Origin of the sequence: Kribbella sp. NPDC050124 (assembly GCF_044460355.1) — a bacterium.
Taxonomy (GTDB): Bacteria; Actinomycetota; Actinomycetes; order Propionibacteriales; family Kribbellaceae; genus Kribbella.
The window spans coordinates 85,348-105,827 of record NZ_JBITJU010000029.1 but is presented as its reverse complement, the minus strand read 5'-3'; the positions used below and the strand labels follow the sequence as shown (position 1 = coordinate 105,827).

Annotated in this window: 16 protein-coding genes; 9 read left to right on the top strand and 7 right to left on the bottom strand. The window is 67.9% G+C overall.

From position 1 onward, the window contains the following. Window positions 1-889: 889 nt before the first annotated feature. A complete protein-coding gene (locus ACIBL3_RS41015; RefSeq protein ID WP_396359396.1) occupies window positions 890-1,453 on the top strand; it encodes a TetR/AcrR family transcriptional regulator in 564 nt (187 codons plus the stop codon). Continuing rightward, window positions 1,450-2,316, top strand: coding sequence for an LLM class F420-dependent oxidoreductase (locus ACIBL3_RS41010; RefSeq protein WP_396359395.1), 867 nt, complete (start codon window positions 1,450-1,452; stop codon window positions 2,314-2,316). The genes ACIBL3_RS41015 and ACIBL3_RS41010 overlap by 4 nt, the downstream gene beginning before the upstream one ends. Here the strand turns inward: ACIBL3_RS41010 and ACIBL3_RS41005 are convergent. Next, the gene (locus tag ACIBL3_RS41005) at window positions 2,299-3,300 is read right to left on the bottom strand and encodes a LacI family DNA-binding transcriptional regulator (RefSeq protein WP_396359394.1); all 1,002 of its coding nucleotides are present in this window, start codon (window positions 3,298-3,300) and stop codon (window positions 2,299-2,301) included. The two genes, ACIBL3_RS41010 and ACIBL3_RS41005, sit on opposite strands and share 18 nt — an antisense overlap. 137 nt (window positions 3,301-3,437) lie before the next feature. Here ACIBL3_RS41005 and ACIBL3_RS41000 point away from each other — a divergent pair, with 137 nt between their 5' ends. From ACIBL3_RS41000 to aceB, 6 genes are read left to right on the top strand one after another with little or no spacing between them, the layout of a single operon-like run. After that, window positions 3,438-4,742 carry an ABC transporter substrate-binding protein gene (locus ACIBL3_RS41000; protein ID WP_396359393.1) on the top strand — a complete coding sequence of 435 codons (1,305 nt, stop codon included), beginning with the start codon at window positions 3,438-3,440 and terminating at the stop codon, window positions 4,740-4,742. 5 nt (window positions 4,743-4,747) lie between these two features. After that, entirely contained in the window at window positions 4,748-5,695 is a 948-nt protein-coding gene (locus ACIBL3_RS40995) for a carbohydrate ABC transporter permease (protein ID WP_396359392.1), read from the top strand. After that, the gene (locus tag ACIBL3_RS40990; RefSeq protein ID WP_396359391.1) at window positions 5,692-6,507 is read left to right on the top strand and encodes a carbohydrate ABC transporter permease; all 816 of its coding nucleotides are present in this window, start codon (window positions 5,692-5,694) and stop codon (window positions 6,505-6,507) included. Before ACIBL3_RS40995 ends, ACIBL3_RS40990 begins: the two co-directional genes overlap by 4 nt. Then, window positions 6,504-7,964: a hypothetical protein gene (locus tag ACIBL3_RS40985; protein ID WP_396359390.1), complete on the top strand. Its 1,461-nt coding sequence runs from the start codon at window positions 6,504-6,506 to the stop codon at window positions 7,962-7,964. Before ACIBL3_RS40990 ends, ACIBL3_RS40985 begins: the two co-directional genes overlap by 4 nt. Further along, window positions 7,961-10,000 (top strand): alpha-amylase family protein, encoded by a 2,040-nt coding sequence (locus tag ACIBL3_RS40980; RefSeq protein WP_396359389.1) that lies wholly within the window; start codon window positions 7,961-7,963, stop codon window positions 9,998-10,000. The genes ACIBL3_RS40985 and ACIBL3_RS40980 overlap by 4 nt, the downstream gene beginning before the upstream one ends. 10 nt (window positions 10,001-10,010) lie before the next feature. After that, the gene (aceB, locus tag ACIBL3_RS40975) at window positions 10,011-11,579 is read left to right on the top strand and encodes a malate synthase A (protein WP_396359388.1); all 1,569 of its coding nucleotides are present in this window, start codon (window positions 10,011-10,013) and stop codon (window positions 11,577-11,579) included. Window positions 11,580-11,582: 3 nt separating this feature from the next. Here the strand turns inward: aceB and ACIBL3_RS40970 are convergent, their stop codons facing one another. The 4 genes from ACIBL3_RS40970 to ACIBL3_RS40955 form a co-directional block, all read right to left on the bottom strand. After that, window positions 11,583-12,449 (bottom strand): LLM class flavin-dependent oxidoreductase, encoded by an 867-nt coding sequence (locus ACIBL3_RS40970; RefSeq protein ID WP_396359387.1) that lies wholly within the window; start codon window positions 12,447-12,449, stop codon window positions 11,583-11,585. A gap of 66 nt (window positions 12,450-12,515) precedes the next feature. After that, window positions 12,516-13,175, bottom strand: a complete 660-nt coding sequence (locus tag ACIBL3_RS40965) for a Rid family hydrolase (RefSeq protein WP_396359386.1) — start codon at window positions 13,173-13,175, stop codon at window positions 12,516-12,518. Continuing rightward, on the bottom strand, window positions 13,172-14,755 hold the full coding sequence (locus ACIBL3_RS40960; RefSeq protein WP_396359385.1) for an FAD-dependent oxidoreductase: 1,584 nt from the start codon (window positions 14,753-14,755) through the stop codon (window positions 13,172-13,174). The genes ACIBL3_RS40965 and ACIBL3_RS40960 overlap by 4 nt, the downstream gene beginning before the upstream one ends. Window positions 14,756-14,894: 139 nt before the next feature. Continuing rightward, window positions 14,895-15,125 (bottom strand): hypothetical protein, encoded by a 231-nt coding sequence (locus ACIBL3_RS40955; RefSeq protein ID WP_396359384.1) that lies wholly within the window; start codon window positions 15,123-15,125, stop codon window positions 14,895-14,897. Between the two features lie 82 nt (window positions 15,126-15,207). Here ACIBL3_RS40955 and ACIBL3_RS40950 point away from each other — a divergent pair, with 82 nt between their 5' ends. Then, complete coding sequence (locus ACIBL3_RS40950; RefSeq protein WP_396359383.1) at window positions 15,208-16,881, top strand: alpha-amylase family protein; 1,674 nt, start codon at window positions 15,208-15,210, stop codon at window positions 16,879-16,881. Between the two features lie 47 nt (window positions 16,882-16,928). Here ACIBL3_RS40950 and ACIBL3_RS40945 read toward each other — a convergent pair whose 3' ends face one another. Together ACIBL3_RS40945 and ACIBL3_RS40940 are read right to left on the bottom strand one after the other, a co-directional pair. Further along, the gene (locus ACIBL3_RS40945) at window positions 16,929-17,864 is read right to left on the bottom strand and encodes a zinc metalloprotease (RefSeq protein WP_396359382.1); all 936 of its coding nucleotides are present in this window, start codon (window positions 17,862-17,864) and stop codon (window positions 16,929-16,931) included. A gap of 107 nt (window positions 17,865-17,971) precedes the next feature. Beyond that, window positions 17,972-20,107 (bottom strand): bifunctional polysaccharide deacetylase/glycosyltransferase family 2 protein, encoded by a 2,136-nt coding sequence (locus tag ACIBL3_RS40940; RefSeq protein WP_396359381.1) that lies wholly within the window; start codon window positions 20,105-20,107, stop codon window positions 17,972-17,974. Between the last annotated feature and the right edge of the window lie 373 nt (window positions 20,108-20,480).

The following is a 20,480-nucleotide window of genomic DNA, read 5'->3' as shown; positions in this document are numbered from 1 at the left end:
TGGTGGTCGGCGTAGAGCTGGGCGTGTTCGAGGAGGCGGGCGTCGAGGCGGTTGGCCTCGGCGCGGTGCGCGGCGGCCGATTCCAGCAGGTCGGCCGTCGCGAGGGTGGTCAAGTCTCCTTCGAACATGTGTTTGATTCTATGGCATGGTGCGGGTTGATTCCAACTCGGTTGTGGCTGGAATCTGTTATCCACAAGGGGAAACGTCACATCCAGCCGAGCGGGCAAAGCGGGTATGCAGGCGAGGTCTCGGGTGGGTTGGTCGATGGGCTGCGTGACGGCCGGGGCGGGCTCGTCGCGGTGGGACCTGTGACGGAGTGTTGCGGTGCGGTGGTGTTGACGGGGAGGCGGCGACTGCGGCTCGGATGGTGGTTGTGTGAGCCTGGTGAGTTGAGGCGGGTCGCGTGGTTGGCGGCGGTGGGGATTGGTGCAGACGCGTGGTGAAGGGTGCTCAGCCACGGATGAAAGTGAAGGCTGCGCGGCGCGGCGCGGGTGAGGATGGGGTGGGACATCGCGTCGGAGGTCCTGGGGCGACTGGACGGTGCTCGGAAGTGGTGAGCGCCAGGGGATGCAGCGTTGCAGTGGGTGGGGACGTGAGCCGCGCAGTTGGTGGCAAACGTCGGAAGCTGTCTGGTGGTGACGTTCGCTGAGCAGCGTCGGGACACTTGAGGTGCTGTGGAGCTGGGGCGGCTCTGCCGTGCGCCCTGACCCACGCAGCTCAGTCGCCGATCGCAGTGCGTCTTGTCCACGGTTGCGGTGGTCGTCCAAAGTTCGTTCGCCGCTTGGGTGGGGCGTGTCCACGGTCCTGCGGCGCCGCCGGAGGCGGCTCCGGGCAGGCAGCCGCCGCGGGGTGGGTCCGGGTTGTACCTGGTGGTAGGTACAGTCGGGGTGTGGAGACGGTGGAGCGGTTGATTCGGGGGGCTCAGGAGTTGTTGTGGGAGCGGGGGTATGTGGGGACGAGTCCCAAGGCGATTCAGCGGGCTGCGGAAGCCGGGCAGGGGAGTATGTACCACCACTTCGCGGGGAAGGCTGAGCTTGCGAAGGCGGCGATCGAGCGGTCGGGGGTGGAGTTGCGGGCGGCGGCGGACGAGCAGTTCGACGCCGGGGGTACGGCGACCGCGCGGATCACGGGGTATCTGGAGCGGGACCGGGAAGTGTTGCGCGGGTGCCGGATCGGCCGGTTGACGGCGGATCCGGACGTGATGGCGGATCCGGAGTTGCGGAAGCCGGTGGCGGAGACGTTCGAGTGGTTACGCGCGAAGCTCGCCGAGATTGTTGCTGAGGGCAAGCGCAATAAGGAGTTCCCGGACACGCTCGATCCGGAGCAGACCGCGGCGACGATTGCGGCTGTGCTGCAGGGTGGGTACGTGCTGGCCCGGGCGGCCAACTCCGACGAGCCGTTCGAGCTCGCCGTGCAAGGATTGATCAACCTGCTCGAGGAGGCCGCGAAGTGAAGATCGGCGCCGTGTTCCCGCAACTGGAGATCGGCAAAGATCCGGACGTCGTCAGAGAGTGGGCAACGACAGTAGAGCGGGCCGGCTACACGCACGTGCACGCGTACGACCACGTGCTCGGCGCCGACCCGAGCAACAGACCCGGCTGGACCGGCTACACGGACAGGTCCTTGTTTCATGAGGTCTTCGTGCTGTTTGGCTACCTCGCGGCGATCACACGCACACTAGAGCTGGTGACCGGCGTGCTGGTGCTACCGCAGCGGCAGACGGCGTTGGTGGCCAAGCAGGCGGCTGAGGTTGACGTGCTGAGTGGCGGCCGCATGAGGCTGGGTGTGGGCATCGGGTGGAACCAGGTCGAGTATCAGGCCCTCGGTGTGCCGTTCAAGCAGCGCGGGGCCTTGCTGGAGGAGCAGGTGGACGTCCTGCGCCGCCTGTGGACAGAGCCGGTGATCTCGTACGACGGCAAGTTCCACCAGATCGAGGAAGCCGGGCTCAACCCGCTCCCCACGAGCACGATCCCCATCTGGTTCGGCGGCAGCGCCGACGGCGCACTGCGTCGTACCGGACGGATCGGCGACGGATGGATGCCGCAGGGCAAACCCGACGACCGTGCCCGCGCCCAGCTCGCCACGATCCGCGAAGCGGCAGCCGAGGCCGGAAGGGATCCGGCGACCATCGGCATCGAGCCCCGCCTCACCCTGGCCGAGATCCCCGAGCGCAGCTGGCCCGACTTCGTCGACGGCTGGCGCGAGCTGGGCGCGACCCACCTGGCCGTCAACACCATGAAGCTGGGCCTGTCCAAACCCGAGGATCACGCGGCCCTGCTCCAGGAAGTCCTCCCCAGGCTAACGCCCACCGGTTGATCCCCGGACCACCAGCGGGCACGGCAGCGTGATGATCTCGGTCGGCCGCTCGGGGTCCTCGATACGGCGGCGGAGCAGGTCCACACCGGTTTCCACGATCGCGTGGATCGGCTGCGAGACCGACGTCAGGTCGAACGCCTCCCACGCGGCCAGTGACGTGTTGTCGAAGCCGATCACCCAGACGTCGTCCGGCACGCGTACGCCGAGCGCGCGAGCGCCGTCCAGGATGCCGAAGGCCAGCAGATCGGTCACGGTGTAGATCGCCGTCGGCGGCTTCTTGCGTGACAGCAGCTTCTGCGCCGCGGCATGGCCGTCCGCGTGCGGTACGCCGACCGACACGACGTTGCTGGGTTTGATCTTCACCCCCGCGTCGGCGAGCGCAGCGCGGAAGCCGAGGTCCCGGTCGCGGGAGGTGTTCCCGGTGTGCGTCAGCGTGACGAGGCCGATGTCGGTGTGGCCGGCCTCGACCAGGTAGCGGCCGGCGTCGTACGCGCCCTGCCAGTTGTCGCCGACTACCTGGTCGCAATCGAGTCCGTCGATCCCGCGATGCAGCAGTACGGTCGGTGTGCCCGACTCGACCGCCATTGTGTGCAAGGACGAGTCGTACGTCGCCGACGTGAGCAGGAACCCGTCGACCAGGCGCTGCTGGATCACCTTGCTGACCGACTCCTCCGGGTCGTGCTCGATGTTCCACAGGATCATGTGCAACCCGAGCGCGCTCAGCACCCGCCCGATCTCATCCAGCAGCTCGGCGTGGAACGGGCTGGTCACCCGGGTCATGAACACACCGATGGTGTCGGTCCGGCCGGTCTTCATCGCCCGGGCCAGCGCGTTCGGCGTGTAGTTCGCCTCCTCCAGCACCCGCAGCACCCGGGCCCGGGTCTCGGCGTTGACCTTCGGGTTGTTCGTCAGCACCCGCGAGACCGTCGCCTGGGACACCCCGGCCAGGCGTGCCAGGTCCCGGCTGGTCGGTTGTCGGCCCATCGCCCCCGCCTCCCCTCCTGGTTCCGAGATCCGAAACCCTACTGAAGAGTGTCGCCGTTCGCCGTTGACCACGCGCAAGACGGTGTGTATACGTATTCATTGTATACGTATTCATCCCTCGCGGATGGGAGATTCCGGTGCAGACAATCCACTCCAACCTGAGTCGCCGCAGGTTTCTCGCCGGACTGACGGGACTCGCGGCCGGCGGCATGCTGGCCGGCTGTGGCGGCAACGGCAACGCAAGTGGTGGCGGTGACGGGAAGGGCCTCACCTTCCTCAACTGGCAGCAGGTCAAGGGCACGCCGCTGGAGCAGGCGATCCAGGCCTACGAGAAGTCGTCCGGCGCGAAGGTCACGGTGCAGCCGGCCGTCACCCAGGAGTACGACACCAAGATGCGCACCCTGCTGGCCGGCGGCAGCCCGCCGGACGTGATGCGGATCAACGACGACTTCGTCCGGGGCTTCTCCGAGCAGGGGGCGCTGCTCGACCTGAAGCCGTACCTCGAGAAGGACGGCGTGGACACCGCGGCGTTCGCCAAGGAGGCGTTCGAGTTCCCGAAGCAGCCGGACGGTTCGCACACCGCCTGGGTGCTCGGCTACGAGCCGCGGCTGATCTTCTACAACGTCGATCTCTTCAAGCAGGCCGGCGTACCGCTGCCGCCGACCACCTGGTCGCCGGACGGCTGGACCTGGGCCGACTTCGCGGACCGGGCCAAGAAGCTGACCGACCCGGCCAAGAAGCAGTACGGCGCCCTGGTCTACCTGGACACCGGCTACGAGCAGACGTTCACGGTCAACCACGGCAGCGAGACCGGCATCTACTCCACTGACGGCGCGCAGTTCACGCTGCCCGGCGCCAAGGAGGTCGAGGCGCTGCAGTGGGCGACCGACCTGACCTGCAAGGACAAGGTGCAACCGCCGTGGTCCGCGCTACAGCAGGACAACGTGCAGAACCAGCTGTTCGCGCAGGGCAAGATCGCGATGATGTTCGCGACCTTCGGCACGGTGCCGTACATGCGGACCACGGTCAAGGACTTCACCTGGGACGTCGCGCCGCCACCGGCCGACGTGCAGCAGAAGACCGAGGCCAGCGTGATCGTGTTCTGCATCCCGAAGACGGCGAAGAACCCCGACCAGGCCTGGGAGCTGCTCAAGTTCCTGGCCGGCGAGGAGGGCGGCAAGATCCTCCTGCAGGGCGGCGCGTTCACCCCGATCAACAAGAAGGTCGCAGCCCAACTCGCGCCCGGAGGCAAGATGCCCGAGCACATCGGGCTGTTCGGTGAGGCCGCGAACCACCTGACCGCGACCAACCAGACCAAGAACACGCTCGGCGCCCGGGAACTGTACCGGCCCGCGCTGGACCAGGCCTACAACTGCGAGAAGCCGGTCGGCGACGTCCTGAACCAGATCAAGCCACAGGTGGAGACCGCCTTGAAGGGTTGAAGCCAATGGCAACGACAACGCAGGCGAGACAGCCGGTCGCCGAGGTCGCGGCGCCGAACCACCAGGCCGAGGTACGGCGGGCGCGCCGCAGGCAGACCCTGGTCGGCTGGTTGTTCATCAGTCCGATCGTGGTCGGCGTGGTGGCGTTCCAGTTCTTCCCGATCGTGGTCTCGATGGGCGCCTCGCTGACCGACTGGAACGGGATCTCGGCGCCGAAGTTCGTCGGGATCAAGAACTTCACCGACCTGTTCGGCGACGACCCGCTGTTCCTGCAGACGTTCAAGAACACCATCTACTTCACCCTGGCGAGCATTCCGCTGACGATCGGGATCGGCCTGGTGCTGGCGCTGTTGTGCGCCCGGCCGATCCGGGGGGTCGCGTTCTTCCGGACCGCGTACTTCGCGCCGTACGTGACGAACGTGGTCGCGATCGGGTTCGTCTGGTTCTGGTTCTTCCAGCCGGACAACGGCGTGGTCAACGGGCTGCTCGGGCAGGCCGGGATCACCGGGCCGCAGTGGCTGTCGAGCTCGACCTGGGCGATGCCGGCGGTGATCATGGTCAGCGTCTGGCAGGGCATCGGCTACCCGATGATCATCCTGCTCGCGGGGCTGCAGGGTCTGCCGAACGAGTACTTCGAGTCGGCGAAGATCGACGGCGCGAACGCGCTGCAGCGACTGCGGTTCATCACGCTGCCGTTGCTGACGCCGCACTTCCTGTTCCTGCTGATCACGCAGTTCATCACGTCGTTCCAGGTGTTCGGCCTGATCTACGTGATGACCAAGGGCGGGCCGGGCCACGCCACCAGCGTCTACATCTTCAACATCTACCAGAACGCGTTCAGCTTCGGGAAGGTCGGCTACGCCTCGGCGATGGCGTGGATCCTCTTCGCGGTGATCGCGGCCGTCACCTTCCTGCAGTGGAAGCTCCAGAAGAGGTGGGTGTTCTACTCATGAGGCTGGTGAGCCGGACCTCGCAGTACGTCGTCATGTCGCTGTTCGCGGTGGTCTTCCTGGCGCCGCTGGTCTGGATGATCAGCGCGTCGCTGCGACCGGAGGCCAAGGTGCTCTCGGTGCCGCCGCAGTTCCTGCCGAAGGACGCGCAGTGGGAGAACTACCGGCAGATCTTCGAGCTGATCCCGGTGTTCCTGTGGAACAGCGTCAAGCTGGCCGGGCTGAACGTGGTCGGCATCCTGATCGTCGCGTCGATGGCGGGGTACGCGTTCGCGCGGTTGCGGTTCGCCGGCCGGGACTTCGCGTTCATGGTGCTGCTGGCCACCTCGATCATCCCGGGGATCGCCTACCTGATCCCGCAGTACATCGTGTTCCGCCAGATCGGCTGGGTGGACACGCAGTACCCGCTGTGGGTGCCGAAGGTGCTCACGCCGGTGTTCGCGACGTTCCTGATGCGGCAGTCCTTCCTGACGATTCCGCAGGAGCTCGAGGACGCGGGCAAGATCGACGGGGCGTCCACGTTCGGCATCTACTGGCGGATCATGCTGCCGCAGACCAAGCCGGCGCTGGCCGCGATCGGCGTGTTCACCTTCCTCGAGTCGTGGAACGACCTGTTCGGTCCGCTGATCTACATCAATTCCGAGAACCTGCAGACGCTGCCGGTGGCGCTGGCCCAGTTCCAGGGCGAGTACTTCACCCAGATCAGTCTGCTGATGTGCGGGGCGACCGTCTCGGTGGTGCCCGTCATCGCCGTCTTCCTCTTTGCGCAGCGCTATTTCATCCAGGGCATCACGATGACAGGAATGAAGGGGTGAGCACCGTGCCGGACCGGCTCGTTGCCATGCAGATCGGAGCGGTTTCGTTCGTCGACGAAGGCGTCGACCAGACACTGGACATCCTGGCCGACCGCGGCGCGGTGAACGCGCTGTTCCTGGCCACACCGACCTGGACCCGGGGCACCGGCGGACGCCAGATCCCCGGCCACCCGATTCCCGACCACGGCGGCGCCGAGTACGACCTCGGCTGGGTCGGCGGCAACTACGCCACGCCGCATCCGCAGTACTACGGGAACACCGTGCTAGGCGCGGTCGGCAAGGCACCGGAGAACCCGGAGTTCGACCTGCTCGGCGAGGTCGTGCCAAAGGCCCGCGAGCGCGGGATGAAATCGTTCGCCTGGATGGAGGAGAGCGGTGGCGCCCGCCAGCTGCGGACCTACCCGAACTTCGTCAAGGTGCTCGAGGTAGACGCCTGGGGACTGCCCGGCCGCCGGCCGTGCTTCAACAACCCGGACTACCGCAACTGGCATCTCGGGTTCGTCGAGGACTACCTGCAGAGCTACCAGCTGGACGGACTCGCCTGGTGCTCGGAGCGACCGGGTCCGCTGAACATGCTGATGCAGGGCACCGTCGACGTACCCGAGATCGGTTGCTTCTGCCAGCATTGCCGGCAGATCGCTCGTGACCGGGGGATCGACGTCGAGCGGGCGATGCGGGGATACCGGGAGTTGGTCGAGTGGAACCAGCGAGTCGGCGCCGGTGAGCGGCCGGTCGACGGGGCCTTCGTGACGTTCTGGCGGATCCTGCTGAACTTCCCCGAGGTGCTCGCCTGGCAGACGCTGTGGACCGAGAGCCAGCGCCAGCTGTATCGCGACATCTACGGCGTCGCCAAGGCGATCTCGCCCGAGGTCCAGGTCGGCTGGCACGTCTACCACAACATCTCGTTCAGCCCGTTCTACCGGGCCGACCAGGCCTACACCGAGATGGCGAAGTTCTCCGACTTCATCAAGGTGGTCATCTACAACAACTGCGCCGGGCCGCGGTTCTTCACCTGGGTGAAGAGCATCTGCGGCGCGCTGTTCGCGGACGCGGACCCCGACGACGTCTACCCGCTGATGATGAAGCTGCTGCAACTCGACGAGGGCGACTACGAGAAGCTGCCGCGGACCGGGTTCACCGCCGACTACGTCCGCCGCGAGACTGCGCGCGCCGTCGCGGGTGTCGCCGGGCAGAGCGCGATCTACCCCGGCATCGACATCGACATCCCGGTCGGCGTCACGAAGCAGCGGCTGGAGCAGCCTCGCGACCTCGGGACGAAGATCAACTGGGACGACAACGAGGGGGAGTTGACCCAGTGCACCCGCGAGTCCGTGCGGGACGCGACGCTGGCCGCGTTCGAGGGTGGCGCGGAGGGCGTCGTACTGAGCCGGAAGTACTCCGAGATGCTGCTGGAGAACCTGTCCGGTGCGGGGGACGCGGTCCGGAGCCTCCCGTGAAGCCTTGGTACCAGCGGACCCTGCGGTGGGCGCAGACCAACCTGACCGAGAAGGACCCGGTCCGGTACGACGCCGAGTGGTGGCGGGACCACTGGCGTCGTACCAAGGTCCAAGGGGTGATCGTCAACGCCGGCGGGATCGTCGCCTACTACCCGAGCGAGTTCGAGTTGCAGCACCGCGCGGAGTTCCTCGGCGATCGCGACCTGTACGGCGAGATCGTCGAGCTCGCCCAGCAGGACGGCCTGACGGTGCTGGCCCGGATGGACTCCAACCGGGCCCACCAGCCGCTGTACGACGCGCACCCGGACTGGTTCGCGGTCGATGCCGACGGCAACCCTCATCGGGCCGGGACGCTGTACGTCGCGTGCGTGACCGGGCCGTACTACGAGGACTTCCTGACCGGGATCCTCGAGGAGATCATCGAGCGGAGCGCGCCGGACGGGATCACCGACAACAGCTGGAGCGGTCTCGGCCGGGACAGCATCTGCTACTGCCCGAACTGCCGCGACAGCTTCGGCCAGGAGCTGCCGACGGGCGTCGACTGGGCGGATCCGGCGTACCGGCAGTGGATCCGCTGGAGCTACGAGCGGCGGCTCGCGGTCTGGGATCTGAACAACGAGGTGACCCGGCGCGCAGGCGGTCCGGACTGCCTGTGGATCGGGATGAACGGTGGCGACCTCGTTGCGCAGAGCAAGCGACTGCGTGACGACGTGGAGATCTGCAAGCGCACCCCGATCTTCATGCTGGACTCGCAGTGGCGGCACGAGGAGTCCGGCTTCCAGGCGAACGCCGACAGCGGGAAGCGGCTGCACGGCCTGCTCGGCTGGGACACGCTGATCCCGGAGAGCACGGCCATGTACGACGCGGGGACGCCGACGTTCCGTCTCGGGAGCAAGCCGGAGCCGGAGGCCCGCATGTGGGCGGTGGAGGGGTTCGCCGGCGGGATCCAACCGTGGTGGCACCACATCGGTTCGGTGCACGAGGACCGGCGGCAGTACGCGACGGCTGAGCCACTGTTCGGCTGGCATGCCGCGCACGAGACCTACCTGGTCGACCGCGAGCCGGTCGCCACGGTCGGGTTGCTGTGGAGTCAGCGCAGTGTGGACTTCCACGGCAAGGACTCTCCGGAGACCACGAGCCAGTTGCCCTATCGGGGGTGGGTCGACGCCCTGGTCCGGGCCCGGATCCCGTACCTGCCGACCCATGAGGTCGACTCGCGCTTCGCCGTACTGGTCGTGCCGAACGTCGGTGTGCTCACTGATGTGCAGTGCGAGGCGTTGACGGCGTACGTCGAAGGCGGCGGGCGGCTCGTGGTCACCGGGGAGTCGAGCCTGTACGACGAGTGGGGGGATCGGCGGGACGACTTCGCGCTCGCCGAACTGCTCGGCGTCCGGCATCAGGGCAAGCGGCTCGAAGCGGGGAAGGTGGACTGGGAGACGTACGACGCGCACACGTACCTGCGGATCGAGGACCGGGCGATCGCGGACGGCTTCGACGGCACGGACCTGCTGCCGTTCGGTGGGCAGTTGGAGCTCGTCGAGGCGGCTGCGACTGCGGCGGCGCTGACCTACGTCCCGCCGTTCCCGATCTATCCGCCGGAGCTGTCGTGGATGGCGGAGCCTCGGAGTGACATCCCGGCGCTCGTGGTCGGGGAGCGGACGGTCTATCTCGCGGCGGACCTCGACCGGCAGTACGCGCTGCACCATCATCCGGACCACGGCCGGTTGCTCGCGAACCTGGTGCGGCACGACGGGATCCCGCTGCAGGTCGAGGGCACCGGCGTACTCGACTGCCAGCTCTACAAGAAGGGTGACGCGCACATCCTGCACCTGGTCAACCTCGACCAGGGCGGTGCGTGGCGGGGTCGGCTGGAGGAGCTCACGCCGGTCGGGCCGTTCACCGTCCGGGTGCGGGCGGGCGGCAACCGGGCGCGCTTCCTGGTCGCCGGGGTGGAGGCGGAGGTGACCGAGCAAGACGGCTGGATTACGGTCGGAGTAGACCGGATCACCGATCACGAAGTCGTAGTACTCAGCTAAGGAGCCTTCTGTGTCAATCGACGTCACCGGGCCGATGAACGAGCGGTACGACGAGATCCTCACCGAGCGCGCTCTCGGGCTGATCGAGACGTTGCACCGGGAGTACGGCGCTCGCCGGCTCGAACTGCTCGAGCGCAGGCGGGAGCGGGTGGCGGCGATCGAGGGCGGGGCGTCGCTGGAGTTCCTGCCGGAGACGAAGGACGTGCGGGACGATCCGGACTGGCGGGTCGCGCCGGCGGCGCCCGGGCTGGTGGACCGGCGGGTGGAGATCACCGGTCCGACCGACCGGAAGATGACGATCAACGCGCTGAACTCCGGCGCCAAGGTCTGGCTGGCCGACCAGGAGGACGCGAACACCCCGCTGTGGGAGAACGTGATCGGCGGCCAGCTGAACCTCCTGGACGCGATCACTCGGCGGATCGACTTCAGCACCGACACCAAGAGCTACGCCCTGAAGCCGGACGACGAGCTGGCCACCATCGTCGTCCGGCCCCGGGGCTGGCACCTGCCGGAGAAGCACCTCGTGGTCGACGGCGAGCCGGTGTCCGGTTCGCTGGTCGACTTCGCGCTGTACCTGGCGGCCTGTGGACAACTGCAGCTCGACCGCGGCCAGGGACCGTACTTCTACTTGCCGAAGATGGAGTCGCACCTGGAGGCGCGGCTGTGGAACGACGTGTTCGTGACCGCGCAGGACTACCTCGGGATCCCGCGCGGCACGATCCGGGCGACGGTGCTGATCGAGACCTATCCGGCCGCGTTCGAGATGGAGGAGATCCTCTACGAGCTGCGTGAGCACTCAGCCGGGCTGAACGCGGGGCGCTGGGACTACATGTTCAGCGTGATCAAGACGCACCGGACCCGGGGTACGAACTTCCAGCTGCCGGACCGCAACAGCGTCACGATGACGGTGCCGTTCATGCGCGCGTACACGGAGCTGCTGGTCCGGACGTGCCACAAGCGTGGTGCGCACGCGATCGGCGGGATGGCGGCGTTCATCCCGAGCAAGGACCCGGCGGTGAACGAGCAGGCGTTCGCGAAGGTGACCGCGGACAAGCAGCGCGAGGCCGGTGACGGGTTCGACGGGTCGTGGGTCGCGCATCCCGGGATGGTTGAGACCTGCCGGACCGTGTTCGACTCGGTGCTCGGTGCGGAGCCCAACCAGCTCGGCAAGCTGCGGGAGGACGTGTCCGTCACCGCTGCGGACCTGCGCGACGTTGCCGCGACACCGGGTGCGGTGACCGAGGCGGGGCTGCGGAACAACGTCAGCGTCGCGATTCAGTATCTGGCCGCATGGCTGGAGGGCACCGGCGCAGTCGGCATCTTCAACCTGATGGAGGATGCCGCGACGGCCGAGATCTCCCGCTCCCAGATCTGGCAGTGGCGCCAGAACAACGTGGTCCTGGACACCGGCGAGACCGTCACAACCGACCTGGTCCAGCGGATCGCCGACGAGGAGATCGCCAAGCTCGGCGACGACCCCGATCGCTTCAAGGCGGCTCGCGAGCTGTTCCTGGAGACGGCGCTGGCCGACGAGTACACCGACTTCCTCACGCTTCCGGCGTACGAACGCATGTCCTGAGCGTCAGCGTGGCGGACCTGGCGGCGGCGGGCCGAGGCGGATCCGCGTCTGCGCGTCCGCCACGGTGAGCGCTTGGGTCAGCAGCCAGTTGACGCCGTAGCGCTCGTACTGGCGGAGGCTGGGCTGGGTCGGCTCGGTGGCGTCGGTGTTCCCGATCAGGACGAGGTCGAACGGACGAGCGGATCGCGTGGCCTGCAGGTCGGCGCCGATCGCGGCGTACGTCTCGAGCGGGATGACGACGGTCGGCCACTGCTCGCTGGCAGGAGCGAAGCCGTCCCAGCGGGCGGCTCGGCGGCGAGGTGCGCGGTACGAACCGCCGGCGCCGATCCAGATCGGGATCCGTGGCTGCTGGACCGGAGTGGGCCGGAGGGCGGTGCCGAGGCAGTTGTAGAAGTTGCCTTCGAAGTCCACGCGTTCCCCGGTCCACAGCCGGGTCACGAGGTCGAGGAACTCGTCGACCATCGCCGCCCTGGTCTTCAGGTCGGCATCGATGCCGAAGGCGGTGAACTGGTCGTCCGGATGGCCGAGCCCGACCCCGAGGATCAGTCGGCCGCCGGACAGTCGGTCCAGCGTCGCCGCCTGCCGGGCGAAGGCTTCCGGCCGCAACCGGGCCACCGCGGTGACGAGCGTGCCGAACCGGATCCGTTCGGTCGCCGTCGCCACCGCGGTCAGCGCTACCATCGCGTCCGCTGCATCGTCGGAGTCGCCGAGTGTGGCCGCAACCGCCTCGCTGTGGCCGTGCAACGGCAGCAGCTCGTCCCAGATGAAGAACCCGTCCCAACCCGCCGCCTCGGCCAACCGTGCGAGCTCGACCAGTACGGCGGGATCCGCGAACGGTCCCTGGTTCGGCAAGTAGATTCCGTGCCGCATCCACCCCACCCCCCACCGGCCAGCGTACGCCGGGACCCCGGTGGGAGCGGGGTCCCGGCGAGCTGATCAGCGCTCGGCTGGGTAGGCCGCGTCGACCTCGACCTCGACCAGCCAGCCGTTGACCGGCAGGTTCTCGATCTCGAGGGCGAAGCGGGACGGGCGGGCCTTGTTGACCACGAACGGTTTGGCGGGCGCCGCCGTACCGAGTGGGACGGGAACGAACTGGCCCGTGGTCAGGTCGGTGTTGGCGAAGTACTGACGGTAGGCGCGGTTCCAGCCGGCGAAGTCGGCCGTGGCCGCGCCGGACGGATTCTGCAGGAACACCCGCATCGTGTAGACGTCGTCGTACGAGAGGCCCTGTGCCTGCAGGTTCTCGCCGATCCGCCGCAGCACGTTGATGCCCTGAGCCTCGGTGATCGTGACACCGGCCGGCAGCGTCCCACCCGGGAAGACGACAGTGTCGATGTACGCCGCCTCCGTCCCGGCCGGAGCGCCGGTGTTGAGTGCCGACGGCCCGAGTCCGCTGGTCTTGTAGATCGGTGTGTTGGCCCCGATGCCGACGCCGCTGGCGATCATCGGGTTGGCCTGACCGGCAGGCAGGACGGGGGCGACCGTGCCCGGCCGTGGCGGCTTGGGCATGTCCCACCAACCGGCCGCCGTACCCGCGCCGGCACTGAAGGAGATCACGACCGCGGCCACGCCGGCGATCAAGGCACGCTTCCTCATCGGCTCGCCACCACCCGGCTGTGCAGAGCGGTCACAGTCGCGCGGGCCGACGTCATCGCGCCGTGCTGCCAGGCGATGGCGTGCGACAAATGGTCACCGGCGAAGTAGATGTTGCCGGTGGCATCGAGCAGCCGGGCGTAGATCCCGTCGGTCTGCGACGGCCAGCTGACCCACGCTGCTTCGGAGTACTTGGTGCCGAGCCAGTTGACCGAGAACGCCGCCTTGACGTCCTTGCCGTACACGCCGCCGTGGATCTTGGTGCCCTGCATCAGAGCTCGCTCCAGTCTCGCGGCCGGCGTCAGCGCGCCGTACACGTTGGCGTTCGCGCCGGTGTTGTAGTAGCCGATGACGGTGCCGCGCCGGCCGTGGAAGCCGGTCGACGGGTACCAGGTGTTGACCGTGTCGAGGTTGCTGTTGGTGATCCCGCCGTAGATCCGGTGGTCCTCCTCCCACCAGCGCCGGCCGTACTCGATGCCGATCTTGCCCGCGTTCGTCGGGCGGGCGTACTTGAGCGCGTCGACGATCGGGGTGGGCAGGTTCGACGGGACCTTCGCGGCCAGGTGCGGCGGCAGCGTGCAGATGGCGTAGTCCGCCGCGATCACCTGGGTCCGGCTCCCGGTCTGGTAGGTGACCTCGACACCGGTCGTGGTGTTGCGCAGACCGGTCACCTCGGCGCCGTACTGGATCTTCTCCTTGCCGATCGCCTTCTCGAACGCGTACGGGATCCGGTCCATCCCGCCGACCGGCTGGAACATCATCATCGCCTGGTCCCAGCCGAACTCGAACGAGAAGTAGTTGCCGACCCCGCTGGCGAACACGTCACTCAGTGCGTACGGCGCGGCCGTCGTACCGCCCTCCAGGCCGGCACCGGGTTCGACCGTGTAGCCCCGGCGGCCGCTGGTTCCGGTGTAGGCGAAGCCGGCGGCCTTGTTCCCGATCGCACCGAAGCTGGTGAGGAAGCCGATCAGCGCCTCCTTGTCGGGCGCGGTCAGCTGGGCATCGAGCGCGCCCTGGTCCGTGGCCTTGGCGAGCATCTCGGCCACGTAGCCGTAGGCGTCCGCCTTGGCGGTGCGGTGCCGGATGGGCTTGTTGGACAGGGCTGTGGTGCCCTCGCGGTACAGGTAAGCGTCCGCGTTCTGGTTGACGAACGGCTCGATCGCCACACCGAGCTCGCGACAGTAGTCGATGGTCACGTGGTGCTGCGGCAGTCGGGCCGGTCCTGCGTTCATGTACTGACCGGACGAGAACGAGGCCCGCTGGGTGTTACCTGCCAGGTCGGTCTCCACGGTGCCGCCGCGCACCGTCCAGTTCCGGCCGCCGGGCCGCATGCGGGCCTCCAGCAGGGTGACCTTGTAGCCGGCCTTCAGCAGCTCGTACGCCGAGGTCAGTCCGGCGATCCCGGCGCCGAGGATGACGATGTGCTTGCGGCCTTGGCCGTTCAGTTCGATCCGCGACGGGGCGGCGTACGCGGGCGTCTCGGCGACGCTTGTGAGGCCGAGCGCCGACATCGTGGAGTACATGACACCGGCTCCACCGGTGATACCGACCTGCTGCAGGAACTGACGTCTGGTCTGCGCCATGCCTTCTCCTCACTGGGCAACGAAGTAGCTGACCAGAAAGGTAAGGACATGGTGTTTTCCCGCTGTGTCCGAGCGGTGACGACCTGAGACCGGTACTGACAGGTATGTTTCGGGTTAACGAACCTGTTGAGCCAGGGTCTCAGCCACTGGCGCGATTTCCGCGTAGACACCGCGGCGCGAGCAGAACGCCGCCGCACCACCGCCGGGTGGGCCGCGACGACTGCGAGTTCGTCAGCACCACCGCCCACGGCGCCTCGCTGACACTCGCCAGCGTCCCGCCGACGATCAGCCGCTTGTCCTCCGACGCGGCGACCGTCCCGGCGGAGACGAGCATCAGGATCCCGGCAAGCACAGCGGCCCGTTTCAACATGACACTGAAAGTAACCGATTAATTACATGGAGATCAGTACGAGGCTGGTGTACGTCGCCGTGTCGCGGGGCACCGCGAAGGCATGAGGCTGACCGAGACCGCGGATGTCTGGTGGAAGAACGCAGTGGTGTACTGCCTCGATGTCGAGACCTTCTTCGACACCGACGGCGACGGGCGCGGCGATCTGCGCGGCGTGAGCCAGCGGATCGACCACTTGGCCGAGTTGGGTGTGACGTGCCTGTGGCTGATGCCGTTCTACCCGACACCGGATCGCGACGACGGCTACGACATCACCGACTTCTACGGCGTCGACCCGCGACTGGGGACGCACGGCGACCTGGTCGAGCTGATCACGCTCGCCCAGGACCGCGGGATGCGCGTGATCGCCGATCTGGTCGTCAACCACACCTCCGACCAGCACCCGTGGTTCCAGAGTGCGCGGGCGTCGCGGGAGTCGCCGTACCGGGACTGGTACGTCTGGCGGGACGAGCCGCCGCCGGACGCGGACAAGGGCATCGTGTTCCCGGACCAGGAGCAGAGTCTCTGGCAGTACGACGAGGAGGCCGGCCAGTACTACCTGCACCGGTTCTACAAGCACCAGCCCGACCTCGACATCACCAACCCGGCGGTGCGCGAGGAGATCATGCGGGTGATCGGCTTCTGGCTGCGGTTGGGGCTGTCCGGGTTCCGCGTAGACGCCGTACCGTTCCTGATCGACCCGGCGGGTTCACTGGATGCGGCGGACCTGCCGGACCCGCACGACTACCTGCGTGACCTGCGGGCGTTCCTGTCCCGGCGCAGTGGACAGGCGATGCTGCTCGGCGAGGTCAACCTGCCCTACAAGGAGACCCGGCGTTTCTTCGGTGACGAGGACGGCGATGAGCTGACCATGTCGTTCGACTTCATCGGTATGCAGCGGCTCTACCTGTCGCTGGCGCGCAGTGACCCGGCCGAGCTGGTGAAGGCGTTGCGCGAGCGACCGGACCCGCCGGAGGAGGCGCAGTGGGGCACCTTCGTGCGCAACCACGACGAGCTCACGCTGGACAAGCTGTCCGACGAGGAACGGCAGGAGGTGTTCGACGCCTTCGGGCCCGAGGAGGACATGCAGCTCTACGGGCGCGGTCTGCGCCGCCGGCTGCCGCCGATGCTTGGCAACGACCCGGACCGGCTCAAGCTCGTCTACAGCCTGCTCTTCTCGCTGCCAGGTACGCCGGTGCTGTTCTACGGCGAGGAGATCGGCATGGGCGAGAACCTCGCAGTCGAAGGGCGGAACGCGGTCCGCACCCCGATGCAGTGGACCGCCGAACCGAACGGTGGCTTCTCGACCGCGGACCCGAACGACCTCGCCGTACCCGTCACCGAGGGCGAGTACGGACCGGAGCAGGTCAACGTCGCCGCCCAACGCCGCGACCCTGACTCGCTGCTGAGTTGGATCAAGCAGTTGGCGCTGCGCTATCGCGAGTGCCCGGAGCTGTCGTGGGGCAAGTACACGATCCTCGAGTCCGAGTCGCCGTCGGTGTTCGCTCATCGGTCCGACTACGAGGGCGGCCGTGTCGTCGCCGTCCACAACTTCGCCGACCAGCCTGCCCACGTGACGCTCGCGGTCGCCGGCAACGGAGTCGGCGTCCGAGCCACGGATCTCCTCCAGGACGGTACGGCGACCGTGCGCGAGGACGGCGTACTCGAGCTGGACCTGGATCCCTACGGCTCCCGCTGGCTCCGCATCACCCAACTGGGCGATCGGTACGTCCTCTGAAGGTGGCCACCCCGGCCACGCATGCCGGGGTGACCACGCGTCACAGACTAGGCCCTGTAGGCGGTCCACATGTTGCTGATGCGGGTGCTCTGGTCAGGGGTGAACTGGTTGTAGCAGGAGTCGTACGAGTAATCCATGTAGTTGTGGATCGGGTCGAGGCCCGGCAGTGAGCAGGAGTCGCGGCCCTCGGGGCAGCCGTTGGTGGAACTGCTCTGCGCCGGAGTGTCCGCGACCTCGTCGTTCGTGGCGGTGCAGCCGCCCTGGAACGTGTGGTACAGACCGAACCAGTGCCCGGCCTCGTGGGTCGCGGTCTCACCCAGGTTGTAGTTGGCGATCCCGCCGCCCGGCAGCGAGTCGTAGTGCACGCGGATGCCGTCGACACCCGGGTTGCGGTCGTAGTCCCACGGGAAGGTCGCGATGCCGAGGTAGGCGAAGTCGACCAGCCACATGTTCAGCGCGTTCGCACCGCCCTTGCGGGTCTGCTTGCGGTACGTGCTGCTCTGCTTGTCCTTGTGCCAGTTGTTGTTGTTGTACCGGAACGTGCCGGCCAGCGTGAAGGTGAAGCCGGTGTTCGCCGCCGCCGACGACTCCTGGCCGCCGAACGTCGTGTTCAGTACGGCGATCTGCTGCGCGATCTGGGTGTCGGTCACGTCGCCGTTGCCGGCCGCGTCACGCATCACGTGCACGTAGACGGGGACGCTCGCGGCCGCCAGCGCACCCTTCGGTACGCCGATACCGCGGGCGGCCTTGGCCTTCAGGATCTGCGCGGTCCGGGCCTCGATCGCCTTCTGCTCGGCGGCCGACACGTCCCGCGTGTCCGGGCCGTGCCCGCCCTTGGCCGACGCACTGGCCGGTGGGACGAAGCAGTCGGGTGACTCGGCTGGGAGCCGGGCGGAAGCCTGGCCGCTGAGGGAGGTGAAGATGAGCGCCGTTCCGGCCAGCAGGGCTGCCGCGACGCGCGGGCGGGTGATGAGAGATCGCATGGACTGCGCTCCTCCGGGTCGGGCCGCTGGGCGGGCGGCCGGTTGCCGGAGATCTTGCGTGGGCGAACCGCTGATCCGGAAGCCATCACCGAGGATTTTCCGGGGATTTAGGGAAAACCTTCGGTGCCCGGGCGGGCGGTCAGACTTCCGTAGCGTTCCATCCTTTGCCAGCGCAGCCGGGAGCCGGCCAGCGCGGTGACCACGGACTGGATGACGACCAGGTACATCAGTTGCCGGTAGACGAACTGCTGCAGCGGCAGCGTCCACAGCGGCCCGGCCCGTTCGCCGTCGAGCCGGAACGCGTAAAGCCCCATCCCGAACTGCAGCGCCAGGAAGCCCAGCCAGACCAGCCCCACCCGCAGCGGATCGAGGAAGAGCAAGCCGTAGAGCGCGAAGATGTCCACCACCGGTGCCAGCAGTGGCAGCAGGACCTGGAACAGCATCAGGTAGGTCAGGCCGCGTCGTCCCAGCTTGCCGGCCTGGCCGCGCTGAACGAGTGCACCACGGTGCTTCCACATTGCCTGCAACGTCCCGTAGCACCAGCGGTACCGCTGCCGCCACAGCGCGCCCAGTGAGGCCGGCGCCTCGGTCCACGCGATCGCACGCTCCTCGTAGACCACATGCCAGCCGTCCCGGCACAGTGCCATCGTCAGGTCGGTGTCCTCGGCGAGGGTCACGTCACTGAGTCCGCCGATGCGTTCCAGCGCCGTACGACGGAATCCGCCGATCGCACCGGGGACGGTCGGCATGCACTCGGCCAGGTCGAACAGCCGCCGGTCCAGATTGAAGCCGATCACGTACTCGATGTGCTGCCAGCGACCCAGCAGACCACGCCGGTTGCCGACCTTCGCGTTCCCCGACACCGCGCCCACGGACGGATCCGCGAACGGCTGCACCAGCATCCGGATGGTTTCCGGCTGGAAGACCGTGTCGCCGTCGACCATCACGACCAGATCGAAGTGGGCGGCCCGCAGTCCGGTGTTGAGCGCGACCGGCTTGCCCGCGTTCGGCTGCCGGATCACCCGGACGCCCTGGATCCGCATCGCCTCGACGATGTCCGCCGTACCGTCGGTCGAACCGTCGTCGACGACGACCACTTCGATCGGGTGGTCCGAGGCGACCAGCGAGCGGACGGTGGCCTCGATCCCGGCGCTCTCGTTGTACGCCGGGACGATCACGCTGACCGGCTCGGTGACCGGATCGCCCCACGACCAGTCCCGCTGCCGCGCGTGCCGCCGGGCCGCGATCACGGTGGTGATCGCTCGCAGCACGCTCAGCGCGCCGGCGGCGTACAGGAACCAGGTCAACAGCGTCAGTGCCCCGTCGCTGATCCGGATCGCCCCGATCGCGGCCAGCCCGCGCGCGCGCTCGAGCAGGCTCGCCTTGTGGACCGGTTGGGGCAGGCCGACGGCGTCGCTCACGGTGGCGAACGTGAACCCGCGCGCCTTCAGCGTCGGGATCAGCTTCGCCAGCGCGGCGACGGTCTCAGTCCGGTCGCCGCCCGCGTCGTGCATGAGCAGCACCTGCCCCGCGGTCCCGCGCGGCATCGAGTTCGCGATGATCTTCGTCGTTCCTGGCCGTCGCCAGTCCTCGCTGTCCTGGGTGCTCAGCACGGTGAGGTACCCGTCTCGGCGGGCGGCCTCGATCGCGGTCCAGTCCGCATCGGTGAGTGCGTCGGGCTCGGAGGAGTACGGCGGCCGGAGCAGCGGCGTACTCATCCCGGTCGCGCCGGCGAGGATCAGTTGACTCTGCCGCAACTCGAGTGATCGGCGCCAGCCGGCCGCCGTACTCAAGTTGGCGTGGGTGAACGTGTGCACGCCGATCTGGTGGCCCTCAGCGACAATTCGGCGGGTCAGGTCCGGATGGGCGGCGACCTCGGTGCCGACCACGAAGAAGGTCGCCCGCACCTGCTGCTGCTTGAGCAGATCGAGAATCTTCGGGGTCCAGACCGGATCCGGCCCGTCGTCGAAGGTGAGCGCGATCGTGCGGGCCTTGGGCGCCACGGACCGCGGGCGGTCCGGCACGGCGTCGACCACCGGTCCGCCGGTGCGGATCGCCTCTGGCACCGATGCGGCCGACCCCGCCGACTTGACTGCCCCGTCCGGCTCGGCGCCGAACATGTGGTGCGTGTAGCCGTTCAGCAGCAACATGCTCGACAGGCAGACGAGCAGCACAGTCAGCACGATCCAGTGGGAACGCAGTGGGACCTGCTTCGCGCGTCGCGCGACCGGACGTCGACTCACGGTTTGGACGGCGACTTGGTTCGACCGGGTGGCGCGGTCGGCTTGTTGCTCGGGTGAGTTGTGGTGGATCTGCCGGGCGGGGTCGTAGAGCCGATCACCGGGGTGGACGGCGCGATCGTCGGGGTAGGTACGACGGTTGGCGTGCTACTGGGTGTGCTGCTTGGAACCGGTGTGCTCGCGCGGACCGGGGTGACAGCCGCCTCACTCGGACGCACGGACTGCGCGGCAGCCGGTCCGGGCGTGACCGCCGGCTTCCTGGGCGCAGACTTACCGCCCTCCGGCAACGGGACCAGTGGAGTGTCCAGACTCGGCCCACCGAGAACACTGCTGAGCACAAGGATCAGATAACCCGCAGCCGGTACGGCGAGAACCG